The organism is Ruegeria sp. BF10 (assembly GCF_056538725.1).
The window spans coordinates 274926-292330 of record NZ_JBQFTR010000002.1 but is presented as its reverse complement, the minus strand read 5'-3'; the positions used below and the strand labels follow the sequence as shown (position 1 = coordinate 292330).

General features: G+C 57.6%; 15 protein-coding genes. 11 read left to right on the top strand and 4 right to left on the bottom strand.

Annotated elements, in window-relative coordinates:
• Positions 1–9 precede the first annotated feature (9 nt).
• Complete coding sequence (locus tag ACR0DJ_RS11110) at positions 10–534, bottom strand: CBS domain-containing protein (protein ID WP_171119143.1); 525 nt, start codon at positions 532–534, stop codon at positions 10–12.
• 123 nt (positions 535–657) lie between these two features.
• Between ACR0DJ_RS11110 and ACR0DJ_RS11105 the strand changes: the two genes are divergently transcribed.
• The 7 genes from ACR0DJ_RS11105 to ACR0DJ_RS11075 all read left to right on the top strand — a co-directional run bounded on the left by ACR0DJ_RS11105 (position 658) and on the right by ACR0DJ_RS11075 (position 8113).
• The gene (locus ACR0DJ_RS11105; protein WP_170345279.1) at positions 658–843 is read left to right on the top strand and encodes a hypothetical protein; all 186 of its coding nucleotides are present in this window, start codon (positions 658–660) and stop codon (positions 841–843) included.
• Between the two features lie 66 nt (positions 844–909).
• Positions 910–1935, top strand: coding sequence for an FAD:protein FMN transferase (locus tag ACR0DJ_RS11100; RefSeq protein WP_425079676.1), 1026 nt, complete (start codon positions 910–912; stop codon positions 1933–1935).
• A 15-nt stretch (positions 1936–1950) separates the two neighbouring features.
• Positions 1951–2187, top strand: a complete 237-nt coding sequence (gene nqrM, locus ACR0DJ_RS11095; RefSeq protein WP_170345281.1) for a (Na+)-NQR maturation NqrM — start codon at positions 1951–1953, stop codon at positions 2185–2187.
• Between the two features lie 71 nt (positions 2188–2258).
• On the top strand, positions 2259–3929 hold the full coding sequence (locus ACR0DJ_RS11090) for a sulfatase-like hydrolase/transferase (protein WP_480684960.1): 1671 nt from the start codon (positions 2259–2261) through the stop codon (positions 3927–3929).
• Between the two features lie 192 nt (positions 3930–4121).
• Complete coding sequence (gene gpmI / locus ACR0DJ_RS11085) at positions 4122–5639, top strand: 2,3-bisphosphoglycerate-independent phosphoglycerate mutase (protein ID WP_480684959.1); 1518 nt, start codon at positions 4122–4124, stop codon at positions 5637–5639.
• A complete protein-coding gene (locus ACR0DJ_RS11080) occupies positions 5636–6766 on the top strand; it encodes a murein hydrolase activator EnvC family protein (RefSeq protein ID WP_480684958.1) in 1131 nt (376 codons plus the stop codon). Before gpmI ends, ACR0DJ_RS11080 begins: the two co-directional genes overlap by 4 nt.
• A 6-nt stretch (positions 6767–6772) precedes the next feature.
• Positions 6773–8113, top strand: coding sequence for a S41 family peptidase (locus tag ACR0DJ_RS11075; protein WP_170345285.1), 1341 nt, complete (start codon positions 6773–6775; stop codon positions 8111–8113).
• Positions 8114–8155: 42 nt separating this feature from the next.
• On the opposite strand, the gene ACR0DJ_RS11070 is transcribed toward ACR0DJ_RS11075, so the two are convergent.
• From ACR0DJ_RS11070 to ACR0DJ_RS11060, 3 genes are all read right to left on the bottom strand, one after another.
• Entirely contained in the window at positions 8156–9682 is a 1527-nt protein-coding gene (locus ACR0DJ_RS11070; RefSeq protein WP_480684957.1) for an MFS transporter, read from the bottom strand.
• A gap of 78 nt (positions 9683–9760) precedes the next feature.
• The gene (locus tag ACR0DJ_RS11065) at positions 9761–10120 is read right to left on the bottom strand and encodes a hypothetical protein (protein WP_480684955.1); all 360 of its coding nucleotides are present in this window, start codon (positions 10118–10120) and stop codon (positions 9761–9763) included.
• Positions 10121–10131: 11 nt separating this feature from the next.
• On the bottom strand, positions 10132–10893 hold the full coding sequence (locus ACR0DJ_RS11060; protein ID WP_480684954.1) for a DUF6478 family protein: 762 nt from the start codon (positions 10891–10893) through the stop codon (positions 10132–10134).
• 252 nt (positions 10894–11145) lie between these two features.
• On the opposite strand from ACR0DJ_RS11060, the gene ACR0DJ_RS11055 reads away from it, so the two are divergent.
• From ACR0DJ_RS11055 to ACR0DJ_RS11040, 4 genes are read left to right on the top strand one after another with little or no spacing between them, the layout of a single operon-like run.
• Positions 11146–14253, top strand: a complete 3108-nt coding sequence (locus ACR0DJ_RS11055; protein WP_480684952.1) for an ABC transporter transmembrane domain-containing protein — start codon at positions 11146–11148, stop codon at positions 14251–14253.
• Positions 14246–15130: a CPBP family intramembrane glutamic endopeptidase gene (locus ACR0DJ_RS11050; RefSeq protein WP_480684951.1), complete on the top strand. Its 885-nt coding sequence runs from the start codon at positions 14246–14248 to the stop codon at positions 15128–15130. The genes ACR0DJ_RS11055 and ACR0DJ_RS11050 overlap by 8 nt, the downstream gene beginning before the upstream one ends.
• A 60-nt stretch (positions 15131–15190) precedes the next feature.
• A complete protein-coding gene (gene accD, locus ACR0DJ_RS11045; protein ID WP_170345291.1) occupies positions 15191–16120 on the top strand; it encodes an acetyl-CoA carboxylase, carboxyltransferase subunit beta in 930 nt (309 codons plus the stop codon).
• Positions 16117–17391, top strand: a complete 1275-nt coding sequence (locus tag ACR0DJ_RS11040) for a bifunctional folylpolyglutamate synthase/dihydrofolate synthase (protein WP_480684950.1) — start codon at positions 16117–16119, stop codon at positions 17389–17391. Before accD ends, ACR0DJ_RS11040 begins: the two co-directional genes overlap by 4 nt.
• Positions 17392–17405 lie beyond the last annotated feature (14 nt).

The window sequence follows — 17405 nt, the reverse complement described above, 5'->3', positions numbered from 1 at the left end:
AGTGGGCCGTTAACCGACGATCATTTGCTTCATGCGAAGCGCTTCATATTCCAGCTCTTTGAGACGGAAGTGGACAACGTCTCCGATCGTGATGACGCCGCACAAGTGACCGTCGCGCAGCACCGGCATATGGCGAAAACGGCCCTCGGTCATCGTTTTCAGAACTTCATTCAGCAGATCGTCCGGTGTGCAGGTCTTAACATCCCTGGTCATGAGATCTTCGACCGATTGCGGAAGGGTCTGGCCGGGTGTGTCTGCCATGCGCCGAACGATGTCGCGCTCTGACAAAATCCCCTGCAACGCCCCGTTCTGATCCGTCACGAGAACAGCACCGATCCGCTTTTCCTTCAGCGTGTTGACCACAGAATGGATGGTGTCATTTGGTCGCACCGAAAAAACCGCGTCCCCTTTACCTTCAAGCAGCTTGGCCACGGTTGTCTGCGAATGCGACAGGTTCGATTCCGCTGACTGGCTGTACGTCGTCTTGTCAGCCTTGTCGCCACGCGAGGGCGACTGGTAAGAGGTTGGAGCCATGGGCAATCTCCTTGTGGTTCTTGCAAAGTCTTTCCCTTTCACCTTAGCGCAGCTAAACGACCTGTATAGGGTGCAATTGCGCCGATCGGCAAAAACGCGGGCCCGGAAAGGACGTTCAAGCCATTGAGTGAACTCTATCTTACGCCACCCATAGCGGCATTGATCTTCTTTGCCGTTGTTGTATGCGGTCATAATTTTCGCATGGCGTGGAAGCAACAGCCGCCGGGTTGGCAAAAGCGTGCGTGGTTGTTTGGCGTGCCGGCGGGGGTCGGCCTGTTGGTGCTGGGATTCCTGCCGCTGAAGATGTGATCGCAGTTTGACTCTGGCAGGGGCCACTGGCATATGCCGGGCACAGAATTTCCCGGAGATCGCCCGATGCGTCTTATGCCTTTACTGGCCGTTGCCACCCTTCTTTCCGGCTGTTTGTTCGACAAAGAACCCGAGGTGGTTCGTCTGTCGGGCGAAACGATGGGCACGACCTTCAACATAACCGCGATCGGCGAAGATCTTGATGAGGCCGGATTGGCCGCGGCTGTCGAAGAGACGCTGGCCGAGGTGAACGCCAAGATGTCCAACTGGGATCCAAAATCCGAGGTTTCCGTCTTTTCCGCTGCAACCAGCACAGCCCCCGTTCCGGTCTCGGACGAACTCGCGCTGGTCCTTTCGGCAGCCAATGACGTGCACGAAAAAACCGGCGGGACCTTTGACGTAACTCTGGGCCCGCTGATCGAACTTTGGGGCTTTGGCCCACGCAAGCCCGAGGATCCCGTGCCATCGGATGCCGAAATCGAGGCGGCGTTAAGCGGCGTCGGGCAAGCCCGTCTGCTGACGCTCGACACCGAAGCCGGCACGCTGTCGAAGGCTGATCCGCAGGTGGGCATCAACCTGTCGGCGATTGCGAAGGGCTATGGCATCGATGCGGTTGCCGGCGCTTTGCAGGATGCCGGTATCGACGATTACCTTGTCGAGATCGGTGGTGATCTTGTTGCCAAAGGCAAGAATGAGCAGGGCGAAGCCTGGCGCATTGGCATCGAAAAGCCTGAAACGGGTGCTCAGAGCATTCAATTGATCGTTTCCCTGGATGATCGCGGCATGGCCAGTTCGGGTGACTACAAGAATTTCTTCGAACAGGATGGTGTGCGTTATTCGCATATCATCGATCCGACAACGGGACGCCCGATCACTCATCGCACGACCTCTGTCACGGTTCTGGCGGAAAACGCAATGTTGGCGGATGCCTGGGCAACGGCCATGCTGGCGTTGGGTCACGAGAAGGGAATGGACATTGCGGAAAAGCACAAACTTGCCGTGTACTTCATTTCGCGGGATGTGACAGGCGGCGAAGATGCCTATATTACCTCGCACAGCACCGCGTTCAAAGACGCTTTGGGAACCAACTGACAGGCAGGAACCGAGATGAGCACTTTTATTCTGGCCTTTATTCTTTTGGCGCTTGTCATGGTCGGTATGTCATTGGGTGTCATGCTGATGGGCAAGACCATCAAAGGCAGCTGCGGTGGCCTGAATGCGATCTCGGGCGCCGATAAATGCGTTGTGTGCCAAAAGGATGTCGACCCGGACAGCCCGCTGCGCGACCAATTGCAATGCAAACGTGCCAGGAAGATGCTGGAACAGATGGAACAGCAGACCTGAAGCAAGTTTTGCTTCGCTCTGCGGATGGAAGTGGCTAACTAGGTCCCCATGACTTTCGGGGAGGCACCGCGTTGGCCAAGGCAAAGAATATCCTGTTCATCATGTTCGACCAGCTGCGCTGGGATTATCTGAGCTGTTACGGGCACCCACATCTGCATACTCCGAATATCGATCGTCTGGCCGCGCGCGGTGTCCGCTTTGACCGTGCCTACATCCAGTCGCCGATTTGCGGCAGTTCACGCATGTCGACCTATACCGGACGATATGTGCATTCCCATGGGGCCTCATGGAACAACATCCCTCTGAAAGTGGGTGAGATCACGTTGGGCGACCACCTGCGCAAGGCGGGAATGGATTGCTGGCTGGTCGGCAAGACCCATATGGCCGCGGATGCCGAGGGGATGGCCCGTCTTGGGCTGGAGCCCGACAGCGTCATCGGCGCCCGCGTCGCGGAATGCGGGTTTGACGTGTTCGAACGCGATGACGGGTTGCGTGCCGAGGGTCCGGACGGGTTCTATGACCCGGACGGGGCAAAGAAATACAACCATTACCTTGCAGACAAGGGATACGAGAGCGACAATCCGTGGCATGACTTTGCCAATTCCGGTCTGGATGCGGATGGCAACGTGCTGTCGGGCTGGTTCCTGAAGAATTCATCCGAGCCTGCAAACATTGCGGAAGAGGACAGTGAAACACCATACCTGACCACCCGTGGAATCGAGTTCATGGACAGCCATGACGGACCTTGGTGCTGTCACCTCAGCTACATCAAGCCTCACTGGCCTTACATCGTGCCGGAACCTTACGCTTCGATGTACGGGCCCGAACATGTCGTGCCCGTGGTCCGCTCGGAAGCTGAGCGAAAGAATGCCCACCCCGTCCTGAAGGCCTTCATGGATACCAAGGTCGGGCAGGCATTTTCACGAAAGGATGTCCGCGAGGCGGTGATCCCGGCTTACATGGGGCTGATCAAGCAAGCTGATGACCAGATGGGCCGCCTGTTCGACTGGATGGAGAAAACCGGGAGGATGGACGACACGATGATCGTGCTGACCTCGGATCACGGTGATTTTCTGGGCGACCACTGGATGGGTGAGAAGACTTTCTTCCACGATGCCTCTACCAAAGTGCCGCTGATCATTTATGACCCGTCACCCGAAGCGGACCTCACGCGCGGCACCACCTGCGGCGCGCTGGTCGAGTCGATCGATCTGGCGCCGACGTTTCTGGAACTGGCAGGTGGTGAAAATGCCGGACATATTCTCGAGGGGCATTCCCTGCTGCCGATCCTGCATGGTCAGTCCGACAAAACGCCCCGACAGGTCGCGATCTGCGAGTATGACTATTCCGCCTCACCCATTGCGCAGCGGTTGAACGTATCCGTTCGCGACGCGGTGATGTTCATGGTCGCGAATGAAAAGTGGAAGCTCATCCATTGCGAGGGCGGGTACAGGCCGATCCTGTTCGATCTGGAAAACGACCCCGACGAACTGGTGGATCTGGGTGACAGCGCGGATCATTCGGATGTCATCGCGCAAATGTACGACCACCTGTTTGCCTGGGCGCGGCGCCCGTCACAGCGCACCACCCGGTCCGAACAGCAATTGATCGATATGCGGACCCGAAGCGGGGGTACGGGCATCATGATCGGTATCTATGATGAAAACGACACGCCGCTGGAACTGACGGTCAAGTATCGCAACCGCAAGGCAAAGCCATACACGCGTTACCTCAAAGGCTAGTCTCGTCCGGGTTTCCACCGATCATACCATGATGGCTCTGCGTCGAAAAATTCAGGGGACCGTTGTTTTCCAGCGATGGCCCGAAGCTGGCAGGTCGTTTGATTAATTCTGCGTAATTTGCCGCAAAGATGGTTCACCCCTTGCCGGCCAGACGCTAGAAGAAGACCCAAGAGCAGTAATCGGAGAATTTCAATGCCAACCCCCAAACCCGTTGTTCTGTGCATTCTTGATGGGTGGGGCGTGTCAGACGACACACAGGCGAATGCGCCCCATCTGGCGAATACGCCGACCTTTGACGCGATCATGGCCAAATGCCCGCATGCCACACTGACAACGCATGGCCCGGACGTAGGTCTGCCCAGCGGGCAGATGGGTAACTCCGAAGTCGGTCATACAAACATAGGCGCGGGCCGTGTTGTGGCCATGGATCTGGGTCAGATCGACCTGGCTATCGAAAACGGTTCATTCTTTGGCAATGAGGCGTTGCAGGCTTTCATTTCCAAGGTCAAATCCTCAGGGGGGACGGCTCACCTCATGGGGTTGGTCTCGGACGGTGGTGTCCACGGGCACCTGAACCACATCATCGCGGCAACCAAGGCCATTTCGGATGCCGGTGTTCCGGTCGCCCTTCATGCCGTCACGGACGGGCGCGACGTGGCCCCCAAATCTGCGCTGACCTATCTTTCCCAGTTGGAAGAACGGCTGCCCGAGGGGGCTCGTGTTGTCACGGTAAGCGGTCGCTATTTCGCCATGGATCGCGACAATCGCTGGGAACGGATCGCAGAAGCCTATGACGCGATGATCAACGGCAAGGGCAGGGTCGCCAGCACCGCACATGGCGCCGTGGACCATGCCTACAACCAATCTGAGTCTGACGAATTCATTACGCCAACCGTGTTGCAGGGTTACAAGGGCGTCACCGACGGCGATGGCTTTTTCTGCCTTAACTTCCGTGCAGATCGTGCTCGCGAAATCCTGCGCGCGATTGGTGAACCGGGCTTTGCCGAGTTCGAAACCGGGCCGCGGCCGAAACTGTCGGCGCTGCTGGGTATGGTAGAGTATTCGGACGGTCATAACGCATATATGACCACGGTTTTTCCGAAACGGGCGATTGTGAACACGCTCGGGGAATGGGTCGCCAAGCAGGGGTTGCGTCAGTTCCGGCTGGCTGAAACCGAAAAATACCCCCATGTCACTTTTTTCCTGAATGGGGGCAAGGAAACCCCTGAACAGGGTGAAGATCGCTTTATGCCCAAGTCACCCAAGGTTGCGACCTATGACTTGCAACCCGAGATGTCCTCGGCCGAGGTCACAGCCAAATTTGTCGAGGCGATTGAACAAGGCTACGACCTGATCGTAACCAATTACGCCAACCCTGATATGGTCGGGCATACCGGCGATCTTCAAGCTGCGATCAAGGCATGCGAGGCCGTTGATGCAGGGTTGGCTCAGGTCGTTGCCGCCTTGGAAAAAGCAGGTGGTGCAATGATCCTCACCGCCGATCACGGTAACTGCGAAGTGATGGTTGATCCGGAGACCGGCGGCCCGCATACGGCGCACACGCTGAACCCGGTGCCCATAGCTTTGGTCGGAGGGCCAGAGGGCGCGCAGGTGAGTCAGGGGCGGTTATCTGATTTGGCGCCGACACTGCTTGACTTGATGAACCTGCCCAAACCGGCGGAAATGACCGGAGAAAGCCTGCTGTCATGAGGCTGACCGCCCTAGCGATTGTGCTGCTTTCAGCTTGTCAGGCCTGTGCCCAGACCGACTCTTCTCGGGCAGCACTGGATGCGGCAAGGATGCTGGAACAGGCGTCGATCTCTCTGAGCGAAGCAGAAGGCGCAAGGGATCGGGTGCGGGCGCTGACCAAAACGATACAAGCCTATGAGGCCGGGCTGAGCGCGATGCGGACCGGTCTGCGCAAGGCTGCAACACGCGAAGCGCAACTGAGCGCGCAACTGAGCGCGCGTGAGAAGGACGTCAGGCAGTTGCTTGGCGTATTGCAGACCATCGAAACGACCGCACCGCCAGTGCTGATGCTACACCCTTCAGGCCCATTGGGCGCGGCGCGGGCCGGAATGATGCTGTCTGAGGTCACGCCTGGGCTCAATGCAAAAGCGCAAGCGCTGGCGCAGGACCTGCAAGAAGTTCAGACCTTGCGTCTGCTGCAACAAAGCGCCTCGGAAACTTTGACCGAAGGGCTGCGCGGTGTGCAGGATGCCCGCACAAAGTTGAGCGAAGCGATTGCCGACCGCACCGATTTGCCGCGTCGGTTTGTCGAAGACCCGGTGCGCACGGCCATTCTGATATCTTCGACCGAGACTCTGGATGGCTTTGCAAGCGGTCTGTCAGAAATCTCGGAAGGTGAGATCATTGAAACCGACGCAAGCATCCTGGATCAGAAAGGACAGATTCCCTTGCCGGTGCAGGGCGTCATGCTGCACAAGGCCGGTGAACCGGACGCCGCAGGCGTCGCCCGCGCAGGTCTGGTCATCGGCACCCGTTCCCGTGCGCTTGTAACATCCCCGACCGCGGCCACGATCCGCTATCGCGGGCCATTGCTGGATCTGGGAAACCTGGTCATTCTGGAGCCGCAACCGGGCCTGTTGTTCGTGTTTTCGGGCTTGCAAGAGGTCTATGGTCAACCCGGGCAGGTGATCCCCAAAGGCACTCCGGTTGGCCTGATGCCGGGTGAAACGCCGGAAATCGGCGCAATATTGTCAACAAGCGGTGATGGCACTGGAACTGATCGCCCAGAAACGCTCTATATAGAGGTAAGAGAAGATAACAGCCCGGTGGACCCGGAAACGTGGTTTCGGACCGACAAGGATGGATAAACGAGTATGAAGAAATTTGTGATGGCCGGTTTGGCCGGAACGTTGGCAGGCATTCTTGCAACAACGCAGATCGCAGGCCCCCTGTTGGCGCAAGAGGCCGTGAACAAGGCCAGCGTCTATGAACAGCTTGACCTGTTCGGTGACATTTTCGAGCGCATCCGCGCACAATATGTCGAAGAGGTCGAGCCCGAAGAACTGATCGAGGCTGCAATCGATGGCATGCTGACCTCTCTTGATCCGCATTCCAGTTATCTCTCGCCCGATGATGCCGAACAGATGCGCGTGCAGACCCGGGGCGAGTTCGGTGGGCTGGGCATTGAGGTCACGCAGGAAGACGGTTTTGTCAAAGTCGTGTCACCCATCGACGACACACCCGCTGACGAGGCCGGGATCGAAGCCGGCGATTTCATCACACATGTGGATGGCGAAAGCATTCTGGGCCTGACGCTGGACAAGGCGGTGGATCTGATGCGGGGTCCGGTCGGCTCCGAGATCGTCATTACCGTCGTGCGCGAAGGTGAGCCTGATCCGTTCGACGTCACCATTATCCGTGACACGATCAAGCTGACCGCCGTTCGTGCGCGCACCGAAGGCACGAGCGTCGTCCTGCGCGTAACGACCTTCAATGATCAGACCTTCCCCAACTTGCAGGAAGGGTTACGGGAACAGATCGAAGAAGCCGGTGGCATCGACAAGGTCAATGGTGTCGTACTGGACCTGCGCAACAACCCGGGCGGTCTGTTGACACAGGCCATCAAAGTTTCGGATGCGTTCCTGAACGAAGGTGAAATCGTATCGACCCGTGGACGGGACCCGGAAGAGGGTGAGCGGTTCAATGCCACCCCCGGCGATCTGGCGGAAGGCAAACCCATTGTCGTGCTGATCAATGGCGGTTCGGCTTCTGCGTCCGAAATCGTTGCCGGTGCCTTGCAGGATCATCGCCGCGCTATCGTCGTCGGCACCAAAAGCTTCGGCAAGGGGTCGGTTCAGACGGTGATGCCGCTGCGGGGCGATGGTGCGATGCGCCTGACCACGTCCCGGTATTATACCCCGTCAGGGCGGTCGATTCAGGCTCTGGGCGTCAGCCCTGATATCATCGTGGAACAACCCCGCCCGGCGCCTGAACCGGAAGAGGAAGAAACCAATGCCCGTTCACGGTCCGAGGCCGACCTGCGCGGCAGCCTCAACAATGACAGCCTGAGCGAAGACGAGATCCGCCAGATCGAAGAAGATCGCGCCAAGGCCCAGGCAACGGCAGAGCTGAGGGAAGAGGATTACCAGCTGGCCTATGCCATTGATATCCTGAAGGGGTTGTCGGCCTTCAACCCCAACGGGCCGTCACAGTAAAACGCAAAGGGCTGCGCATGTCGCAGCCCTTTCGGACCGGTTTCAGCTTTCGATCCGGTGCAGTTTCTTTTCGTCGAGAAGCAGCGCCAGAACGAGACCGACCGAAACGGACAAGGCCGAAAAGACGAAAGCCATACTCATCCCGCTGTCAAACGCCGCCGACAATGCCCGTTGAACCGTCTCTGCCTCGCTGGGTGACAACCGGCTGATAACCGCGTGGGCGGATGGCGTATCAAGTGTTCCGCCGTTGATCGTCCGAAGCTCTGCTTCCGTCAGCTTGATACCGGAAGCGGCCACATACTGGCGAAGCTCAGACAGGCTGACGACGTACATGATGGCCGTGGCGCAGGCGACAGAGATTGCGCCATAAACCAGGTGGGTCATGAAGCTCAGGCCGCCAACCAGCCCAGCCCGTTCCGGCTTCACGGCACACATTGCAGCCGTGCCGGACGGCCCAACCGTCAAAGTTGCGCCCAGTCCGATCATCGCCATGCCGGGCAGGATACGATAGTACCCCAGATCGCTGGGCATCACCACAATCGTCGCGGCCCCAATCGTGGCAATCAGATACCCCCAGAACAGCAACCGCTTGGGGCCGAAATCATTGTAAAGCGTGCCTGAAACAATTGATCCCACGGCAAGCAACACGGTTAGCGGCGCCAGGCCCAGTGCCGATTCAAACGTCGACCAGCCCAGCACCTTTTGCATGTATTGCGGGAAATACAGCAGCCCCACAAAAGCCGCGGACACGTTGAACATGTTCAGGCCAAGGGTGATGCGAAACTCGCGGTTTTGCATCATCTGCGGCAAAAGCAGCGGCTCTGTCACGCGTTTTTCGACTTTGGGGAACAGAATGAAAAGCGCAGCGCTGATGAAAAACAGCATCACCAACGGAACGGACGTCCATCCCCAATCTGCGCCCACATCCAGACCGTAAAGCAGAGCTAATACGGCAAAGGACAAAACACCCATTCCGGCGAGGTCGAGAGGCTCACCCTTTTTGTGGTGGGTTTCCCGTTCCATCAGGATCAGCGCGGTGGCCATCGAAATGCAGGAAAAGACCACATTGGCGAGGAAGAAATACCGCCACTCCCCCAGGTTCACAGCCAAGCCGCTGATCATCGGGCCAAACACGTTGCCGGTCGTCACACCCGCCAGAATAAGCCCCATCACCAAGGCTCGATGTTCTGGTTTTGATACTTTGGTTGCCCCGAAGGCCAGCGTGCAAGGCCAGACGCATCCTGCGCCAATACCTTGCAACGCGCGTGCAACGATCAGGAAGTCAAGACTGGGCGAAACAAAGCACATGACCGAGGAAAACAGAAAGATCGACAAGCCAAAAAGCATCATCCTGCGGTGGCCGTACATGTCGCCAAGCCGCCCGCCTGCGACCATGGTCATGGCGAAAAACAAGGCATAGATGTTCAGAACCCATTGGGTGCTGGTGATATCGGCGTCAAAGCTGTTTTCGATCGCAGGCACCAGCATCAGGGCACCGGTAAAATCGATGCCGATGCCAAACCCTGTCACCATCAACGCGATGACTTTGACTATGCTGCTGCGATCCATGACAAGGCGCGATCCGCTCTGAAAACGCTGATGATGCACGAATCTGGCAAGATTGACAGGAAAACCGGCCGGAACGGATCAGGGGTCGTCTCGGCAGATCCGGCGGAAAGCGCGTTTCAGCATATCCAGCTCAGCCCGCAGCAAATCAATTTCGGCCCTGAGATCATCTGCGGCGGGCTCACCGGCAATCACGGTGAAGCTTCCCAGTTTCTCGGTCGTGGTTGCATCTGCAACGACGAACGTGTGGACGCCTTCGGATAGAGCGGCAACAGGCACCTGAATGCGCAAGTCCCATCCGTCTTCTGCGGGCGACAGGTCAACATCGCTCAGGGTTTCGCCCTGATAGCTTACCTCGGGGTTTGGCGTATTGCTGGCTTGAATGTGGCCTTGCCAGATTCCGTTTTCGAAACGGATGAAGGTTAGCTTGGTCTGCGTCATGACTGATCTTCTCACAAATCGGCGCGATGAAAACGGCAAAACGTAAGATCCCGGACCACCATGCGATTCATTTCGGGCGATTCAAAAATCAGATCCAGCCACATTTTTTCGATCCTGCGCTCATTCAGGGGAAGGTGCGCAAGATCAAAATCCACGGCTTTTGACACCTCGCCGGGATCAAGGCTTCGCAACACCTGTTCCATATTGGGCCCGTGCTGAATGTTGAGGCGCGCGAACACGCCCAATGGCTTTTCACACTCGATCAGGGTTTCCACCCTCACAAGGTGCTCGCGCGTTAGGTGAATTGCAGCGTCCTCAAGCAATTCGACCGAAACGGACAGAAAGGATCCCCCAAAGCTGAAAACCTCGACCACGAGACTGAACGGAGCCAGATCTCTGTCCCCTCTGTTTCGGATTTGCCGCACGGCAATTTCGGAAAGCGGGCAATCGTGGAACAGGCTGACCTGACGGTCCAGAACGGTCTTTCGCGGCGCCGAAGCCACACCCGGTTGCGTCAGAGGTCCGCGCCATAGGTCGGGTCGGCAGCTCCAGTCTGTTCCGACGGGTTTGGGAAATTGCGTGGACCCAATCGTTGGCCGGATCAGGCGGCTGTCTGCCTGCTGAATCAAATGATCAAGATGCCTGCGCAAACCGCGGGCCTGATCCCGTTGCAAACGCAAATCCGCCTGGCTGGCAAACGGCGCCTGATGCGCGGCCCGGCGCCAGCGCCTCAGAATCTTGCGATGAAAATAGCGATCCAGAATCCTGCCCATGGCCACGTCGTCCGATAATGTTCGGCCTTAGTCAAGAACAACGGCATGAACAAAACCGCAATAACTGAATTGCTGTCGAAGCTTTGTGTTTTCCTGTTGGGGTCTGCCCGCAATCTGGTTAGGTGCAACATGCTGAAACTGACCCGGTCTATTCTTGCAATGTACCGGGTCAGTGCTTACCGTTTGGCTCCTGCAAAGTGGGTCACCCCAAGAACAGCCACACAACAGTTTAGCGCATGACAAGGCCAGGTTATGGAGTCCACTTTATTTGCCTTCATTTGGAAATATTCGAAGAAACAGCAACTTGTTCTTCTACTGCTCACGGTCCTGTCGTTCCCGTTTCTTTACGCTTCGCTGGAATTGCCCAAACAAATCATCAACGACGCAATCGGCGCGCCGGGTGACACGGTAACCATCTGGAACTTCACCGTGACGCAGGTTCAGTATCTGATGATACTGTGCGTTGCATTCCTGGCGACGGTGATCGTGAGCGGTGTCATGAAGATGCGCATCAACACGATGAAGGGTGTCCTTGCAGAGCGCATGCTGCGGCGCTTGCGCTACACGTTGATTCAACGGTCGATGCGGTTTCCGAAATCCTATTTTGCGACAACCAGCCAGGGTGAGCTGGTATCGATGATCACGTCCGAGGCCGAACCGATGGGTGGCCTGATGGGGGATGCCATCGCGCAGCCGGTTTTCCAGTTCGGCCAGATGATGACGATCGTCACCTTCCTGTTCATGCAAAGCGTTTGGTTCGGACTTGCCAGTATCGCGCTGATCCCGCTTCAGGCCTGGCTGATCCCCAAGCTTCAGCGGCAAATCAACCTTCTGAACAAGGACCGCATTCAGGAAGTTCGACGTCTGAGCTCGGAGATCGGCGAAACTGCGGCGGGTATCAGCGATCTGCGTACCAACGGAGGATGGCGCTATCGCCTTGCGCAATTCAGCCATCGGCTGGGGAAACTGTTCGAGATCCGTTTCAAGATCTACAACAAAAAATTCTTCATGAAGTTCCTCAACAACCTGATAACTCAGATGACACCTTTCCTGTTTTATTCAGTGGGTGGATATCTGGCGATTACCGGTGAAGTGACCGTCGGTGCGCTGGTTGCCGCGTTGGGCGCCTACAAGGATCTGAGCGGCCCGTGGAAGGAATTGCTGACCTATTACAACCAGGTCCAGGACATGTCTTTGCGGTGGGATATCGTCACCGAGAGGTTTGCGCCGGACAACATGATACCGGAAGAACTGTTCCTGGGTGAGCCTGAAACCATCCCGCGACTGACTGGCGACATCGAGCTGCGAAACGTGACGGTTCGCGACAGCGATGGTAAAACCGTTCTCGAAGATCTTGATCTGACCATTCCGCGTGGCGCGCGCGTCGCAATTCAGTCTGGACAGGCGTCGGAACGCAGTGCGTTGGGACAGCTTCTGACACGTGAGGTATTGCCGGCTCAGGGTGAGGTGATCATAGCCGGGCATGATCTGCGGGGTCTGCATCAGGCCGTCATCGCGGCCCGGATCGGCTATGCCTATTCGCGCCCCTACCTGTTCGACGGGACGTTGGGCGACAACCTCTTGATGCCTTTGCGCACGCATCCGCGACATCAAGCAGATACGCTCAGGGCTCCGACGCGGTGGCAGATCGAAGCTGTTCGCGCAGGCAATTCACCGGATTCTCTGGACGATGAATGGATTGATCCCGGCCTCGCCGGTCTTGACGATATCGACGACATACGTGACTGGTGGTTCCAGCTGGTGGAAGCGATGGGCATCGACGAGTTCATGTTCCGCCGTACATTGCGTACGCAGTTCGACCCGGAGATTCACCCGGTTCTGGCACAGGAAGTTGTCAATCTACGAGGGACCATCGCCAAGCGCCTGGCTGAAAAGGGGCTTGATCGCTATGTGTACCGGTTTGACCCTGATCGGTTCAACCCGGCAGTTCCGCTGGGTGGCAACCTGTTGTTCGCCGCACCATCCAGGGACATTTCTCCGGATATTCTGGCGGGTGACGAACGGTTCGTTCAGATGCTCAGCGCCCATGATCTGGCGGACGACGTGATCAGCATCTCTCAGGCTGTCATGGACACGCTCAGCAAGACCTTCGGGCGGGACGGGGCGGATCACCCGCTTTTCCTGAAGCTTGGCATGTCCAAAGACATGTATCACAAATTGCTGGATATCGAAGAACGGCGCAAATCCAAAGGCGATACGGCAGTGAGTGACCAGGAGCGTGCCTTGCTATTGACGGTACCGTTCCTGTTGACGGCCGAGCAGATCGGCCCAAACTTCCCGGAAGAATACAAGGAAAAGATTCTTGCCATCCGCAAAAGCCAGGCCAAGCGGCTGCGGGATGCGATGGGCGGCATGTTCATGTCAGTTGCGCCGGACATTTATGTGCCGCGCCTGACCGTGATGGAAAACGCGATCTACGGCCGGGTGTCGTTGATGGCCGGTGCACACGCGGACGAAATAGAAGACGTTGTGGCCGAAGCCATGAACGAAGCCGGCCTGCGACGCCGTGCAGCTGCCATCATCTACGATCTGCCAACAGGCCTGGGCGGGAACAATTTGCCGACCGTCTTTCAGGAGCGTGCCGCGTTCTCACGCGCGGGGATCAAACGGCCTGACGTCCTGATTCTGGACAGGGCCCTGGCAAGTCATGATTCCGAAAGCCGGTTGCGCACCCGCCTGAAACTGCGGGAATTGTTGCCGGAATCCATCATGATCTTTATGGAAGATCACTTTGCACATCCCGAAGCGTATGATCTGTTTGTGGAAATCAAGGATGGTCGTATCGACGGTGTGTCTCGATCCAAATCCACGCCAGAAGACAGCACGTCTGACGATCTGAGCCGCAAGCTCGAGATCATTTCCGCGACCGAGTTGTTTTCCGGTGTGGATGGCCGCAACCAGCGGCTGCTTGCTTTCTCAGCGCAATGGTACGAAGCAGCAGCGGGGCAAGTCATCTTCTCGCGTGGTCAGGCGCCCGACGCGGCGTATCTGTGCGTCTCGGGGCAGGCCAGGCTGGACTGGCCCACGGATGATGGACAAAAACGCCCGATCTCGATCATCGAGCCCGGGCGACTGATCGGTGATCTCTCGATCATCACGGGAGAGCCCAGACAACTGGATCTGGTCGCCACCGAAGATAGCAGTTTCCTGCGTATCGGTGCCGAGGAACTGCGTGCGGTGGTCGAAAGCGATGCTTCGGTTGCGACGCAATTGCTACAGACTGTTGCGGGGTATCTGACTACGTTGTCCACAAGAATCAATGCGGCGCAGAACCCCGAGGAACTGCTCCCGACCATTACGGATCAGGCGATTCAGGAAAGCACGGGTGAAAATGCCTAAAGCATATTCCGCTCATGACCATCTGGTCGAAACCGCACGCGGCAAACCGGAAATCTGGCGCCTGTTGCTGGGGCTCTTGCTGGTTGCCGTGCTGGTCAGCGTTCTGAACATGGTGTTTTTTACCGTGGTTGCCGGGATGGGCCCGGAAAGCTGGGCGCAGACGCTTCTGATGGGCGGTTCACCCCTCGCGCTGCTGTTGCTGTTGGCCAGCTTCGGTTTCATCATTCTGGGCGTGGCCGTCGCCGCGCGGCAGGTTCAGCACAGGTCATTGGTGTCCATTGTCGGCGGGTACCGATTGGCCGCGGGTCAATTCCTGAAAGTGTTGAAAGCATTGCTTATTTTGGGCGTTGTCGGGTTCCTGCTGCCGCCTTACGGCTTTGGCGGATCTCTGTCGCAGAATCTGCCATTGTCGACCTGGCTTCTTCTGTTGCCGGTCTCGGCCTTGGTTGTTCTGGTGCAGACCAGCGCCGAAGAACTGTTGTTCCGAGGATATATTCAGCAAACCCTGGCAGCCAGATTCCAATCCCCTGTCATCTGGATGGGGGTCCCCTCCATCCTGTTTGCAATCGGACATTACACGCCCGACATGGCTGGCGACAACGCGCTGCTGATTGCGCTATGGGCTTGCGTTTTCGGTGTGCTGACATCGGACCTGACGGCACGGGCCGGAACATTGGGGCCAGCTATAGCCTTGCATTTTTTCAACAACATCATTGCGTTGCTGTTCATCTCGTTGCCTGACAACCTGAACGGGCTGGCCCTGTTCACCCTTCCGTTCGATGCATCTGATGCCAAACAGCTTCGTCCCTGGCTTCTGGTGGACCTTGCCGTGATGTTCGTTTGCTGGCTGGCCGCGCGACTTGCGCTCAGGCGTTGATTGCAATTCCTTCCATGGCGTCCTATTTGACGTCAACACCGCACAAGCCAAGGTTCCGACATGAACTGGATCACAAACTACGTCCGCCCCCGGATAAACTCGATCTTCTCACGCCGCGAAGTGCCTGAAAACCTCTGGCACAAATGCGACGAATGCGGAACGATGCTGTTCCATCGCGAGCTGGCGGAAAACCAGAATGTCTGCACACAGTGCGACCACCACATGGCGATCACGCCGCGTGAGCGGTTCAAGCACTTGTTTGACGGCGGGATCTTTACGGAACTCGAGGTGCCTGCGCCAAAAGACGACCCGTTGCAATTCCGCGATCAGAAGAAATACCCCGATCGCATGAAAGCAGCGCAGAAGAAGACCGGCGAAAAAGAAGCCATGCTGGTCGCCTTGGGTGAAATCGGCCGCACCCCAATCGTGGCCGCCGCGCAAGACTTTTCGTTCATGGGCGGATCGATGGGGATGTATGTCGGCAACGCGATCATCGCTGCCGCGCAGGAAGCGGTAAAACTCAAGCGTCCTCTGATCCTTTTCTCGGCTGCCGGTGGCGCCCGTATGCAGGAAGGTATCCTCAGCCTGATGCAGATGCCGCGCACCACTGTGGCAGTCGAGATGCTGAAGGAAGCCAACCTGCCATATATCGTTGTTCTGACTCATCCGACGACTGGCGGGGTCACTGCATCTTATGCGATGCTGGGCGATGTCCATATCTCGGAACCCAATGCGCTGATCTGCTTTGCCGGACCTCGCGTGATCGAGCAGACGATTCGCGAAAAACTGCCCGAAGGCTTTCAGCGTGCCGAATACCTGCTGGATCACGGTATGCTGGACCGTGTCACTAAACGTACCGAAATGCGCGACGAGTTAATCACCATCACGCGGATGCTGATGAATCTGCCGCCGGCGATCATGGGCGATCTGCCTGCACCGGAGCCAACCGACGCAACAGACCCCCCCGCCGAAGAGACAGATCAGAAATGACGGCCAAGACGTCCGACGCCATCCTCGACCGGATGATGGCGCTGCACCCCAAGATCATTGATCTGACCTTGGACCGTGTCTGGCGTTTGCTGGCTGCACTGGACAATCCTCAGCTGAAACTGCCGCCGGTCATCCATATTGCCGGGACCAACGGCAAGGGCTCGACTCAGGCGATGATCAGAGCGGGGCTTGAGGGGGCAGGGCGCTCGGTACACGCCTATACCTCGCCGCATCTGGCCCGTTTTCATGAACGTATTCGATTGGCCGGAGAGCTGATCTCGGAGCCAGAACTGACGGCAATTCTGGATGAATGCTACGCTGCCAATGGCGGCGAAAACATCACCTATTTCGAGATCACCACATGCGCCGCCCTGTTGGCCTTTGCCCGCGCCAAGGCAGATTTCACATTGCTCGAGGTCGGGCTGGGCGGGCGTCTGGACGCCACAAATGTGATCGAAAACCCGGCCGTCACGGTTATTACCCCCGTATCCATCGATCATGAACAGTTCCTGGGTGGTACTTTGGGCAAGATCGCGGCGGAAAAAGCGGGCATCATCAAGCCTGGCGTTCCGTGCATTGTCGGCCCGCAACAGGACGAAGCGCTTGAGGTCATCGAATACACGGCCGCCCGATTGGGTGCGCCTTTGTTGGTTCATGGTCAGCACTGGCACGTGCAGGAAGAAAACGGACGTCTGATCTATCAGGACGAAACCGGTTTGCGAGATGTGCCTCTGCCCAACCTTCTGGGCGCACATCAGGTTCAGAATGCGGGCGCAGCGTTGGCGGTTCTGCGCCATCTGAACATGGGCGATGACGCATACGATGCCGCTGTCACCAAGGCCGAATGGCCGGCACGCATGCAGCGGCTGAAATCCGGCCCGCTCGTCGATCAGGCGCCGCAGGCCGAGATTTGGCTGGATGGCGGTCACAACGCCGCCGCAGGTGTCGCGTTGGCGGATGTGTTGGCGAATCTGCCGCCAAAACCGACGCACATGATCTGCGGCATGCTCAACACCAAGGATGTGACCGGGTATCTCGCACCTCTGGCAGAGAAGGCGACAAGTCTGACAGCCGTGTCCATTCCGGGCGAGACCGCAACGCTCAGCGCGGAAGAAACCGCTGCGGCTGCGGCCAAGGTCAACCTGCCCGCATCCACCGCTGACAGCGTAGCGGACGCATTGAAAGTGATCACGGACAATGACCCGCAGGCGCGTGTTCTGATCTGCGGCTCGCTCTACCTGGCCGGAAAAATTCTGCAAGAAAACGCGTAGGCGCGTTCCAGCCT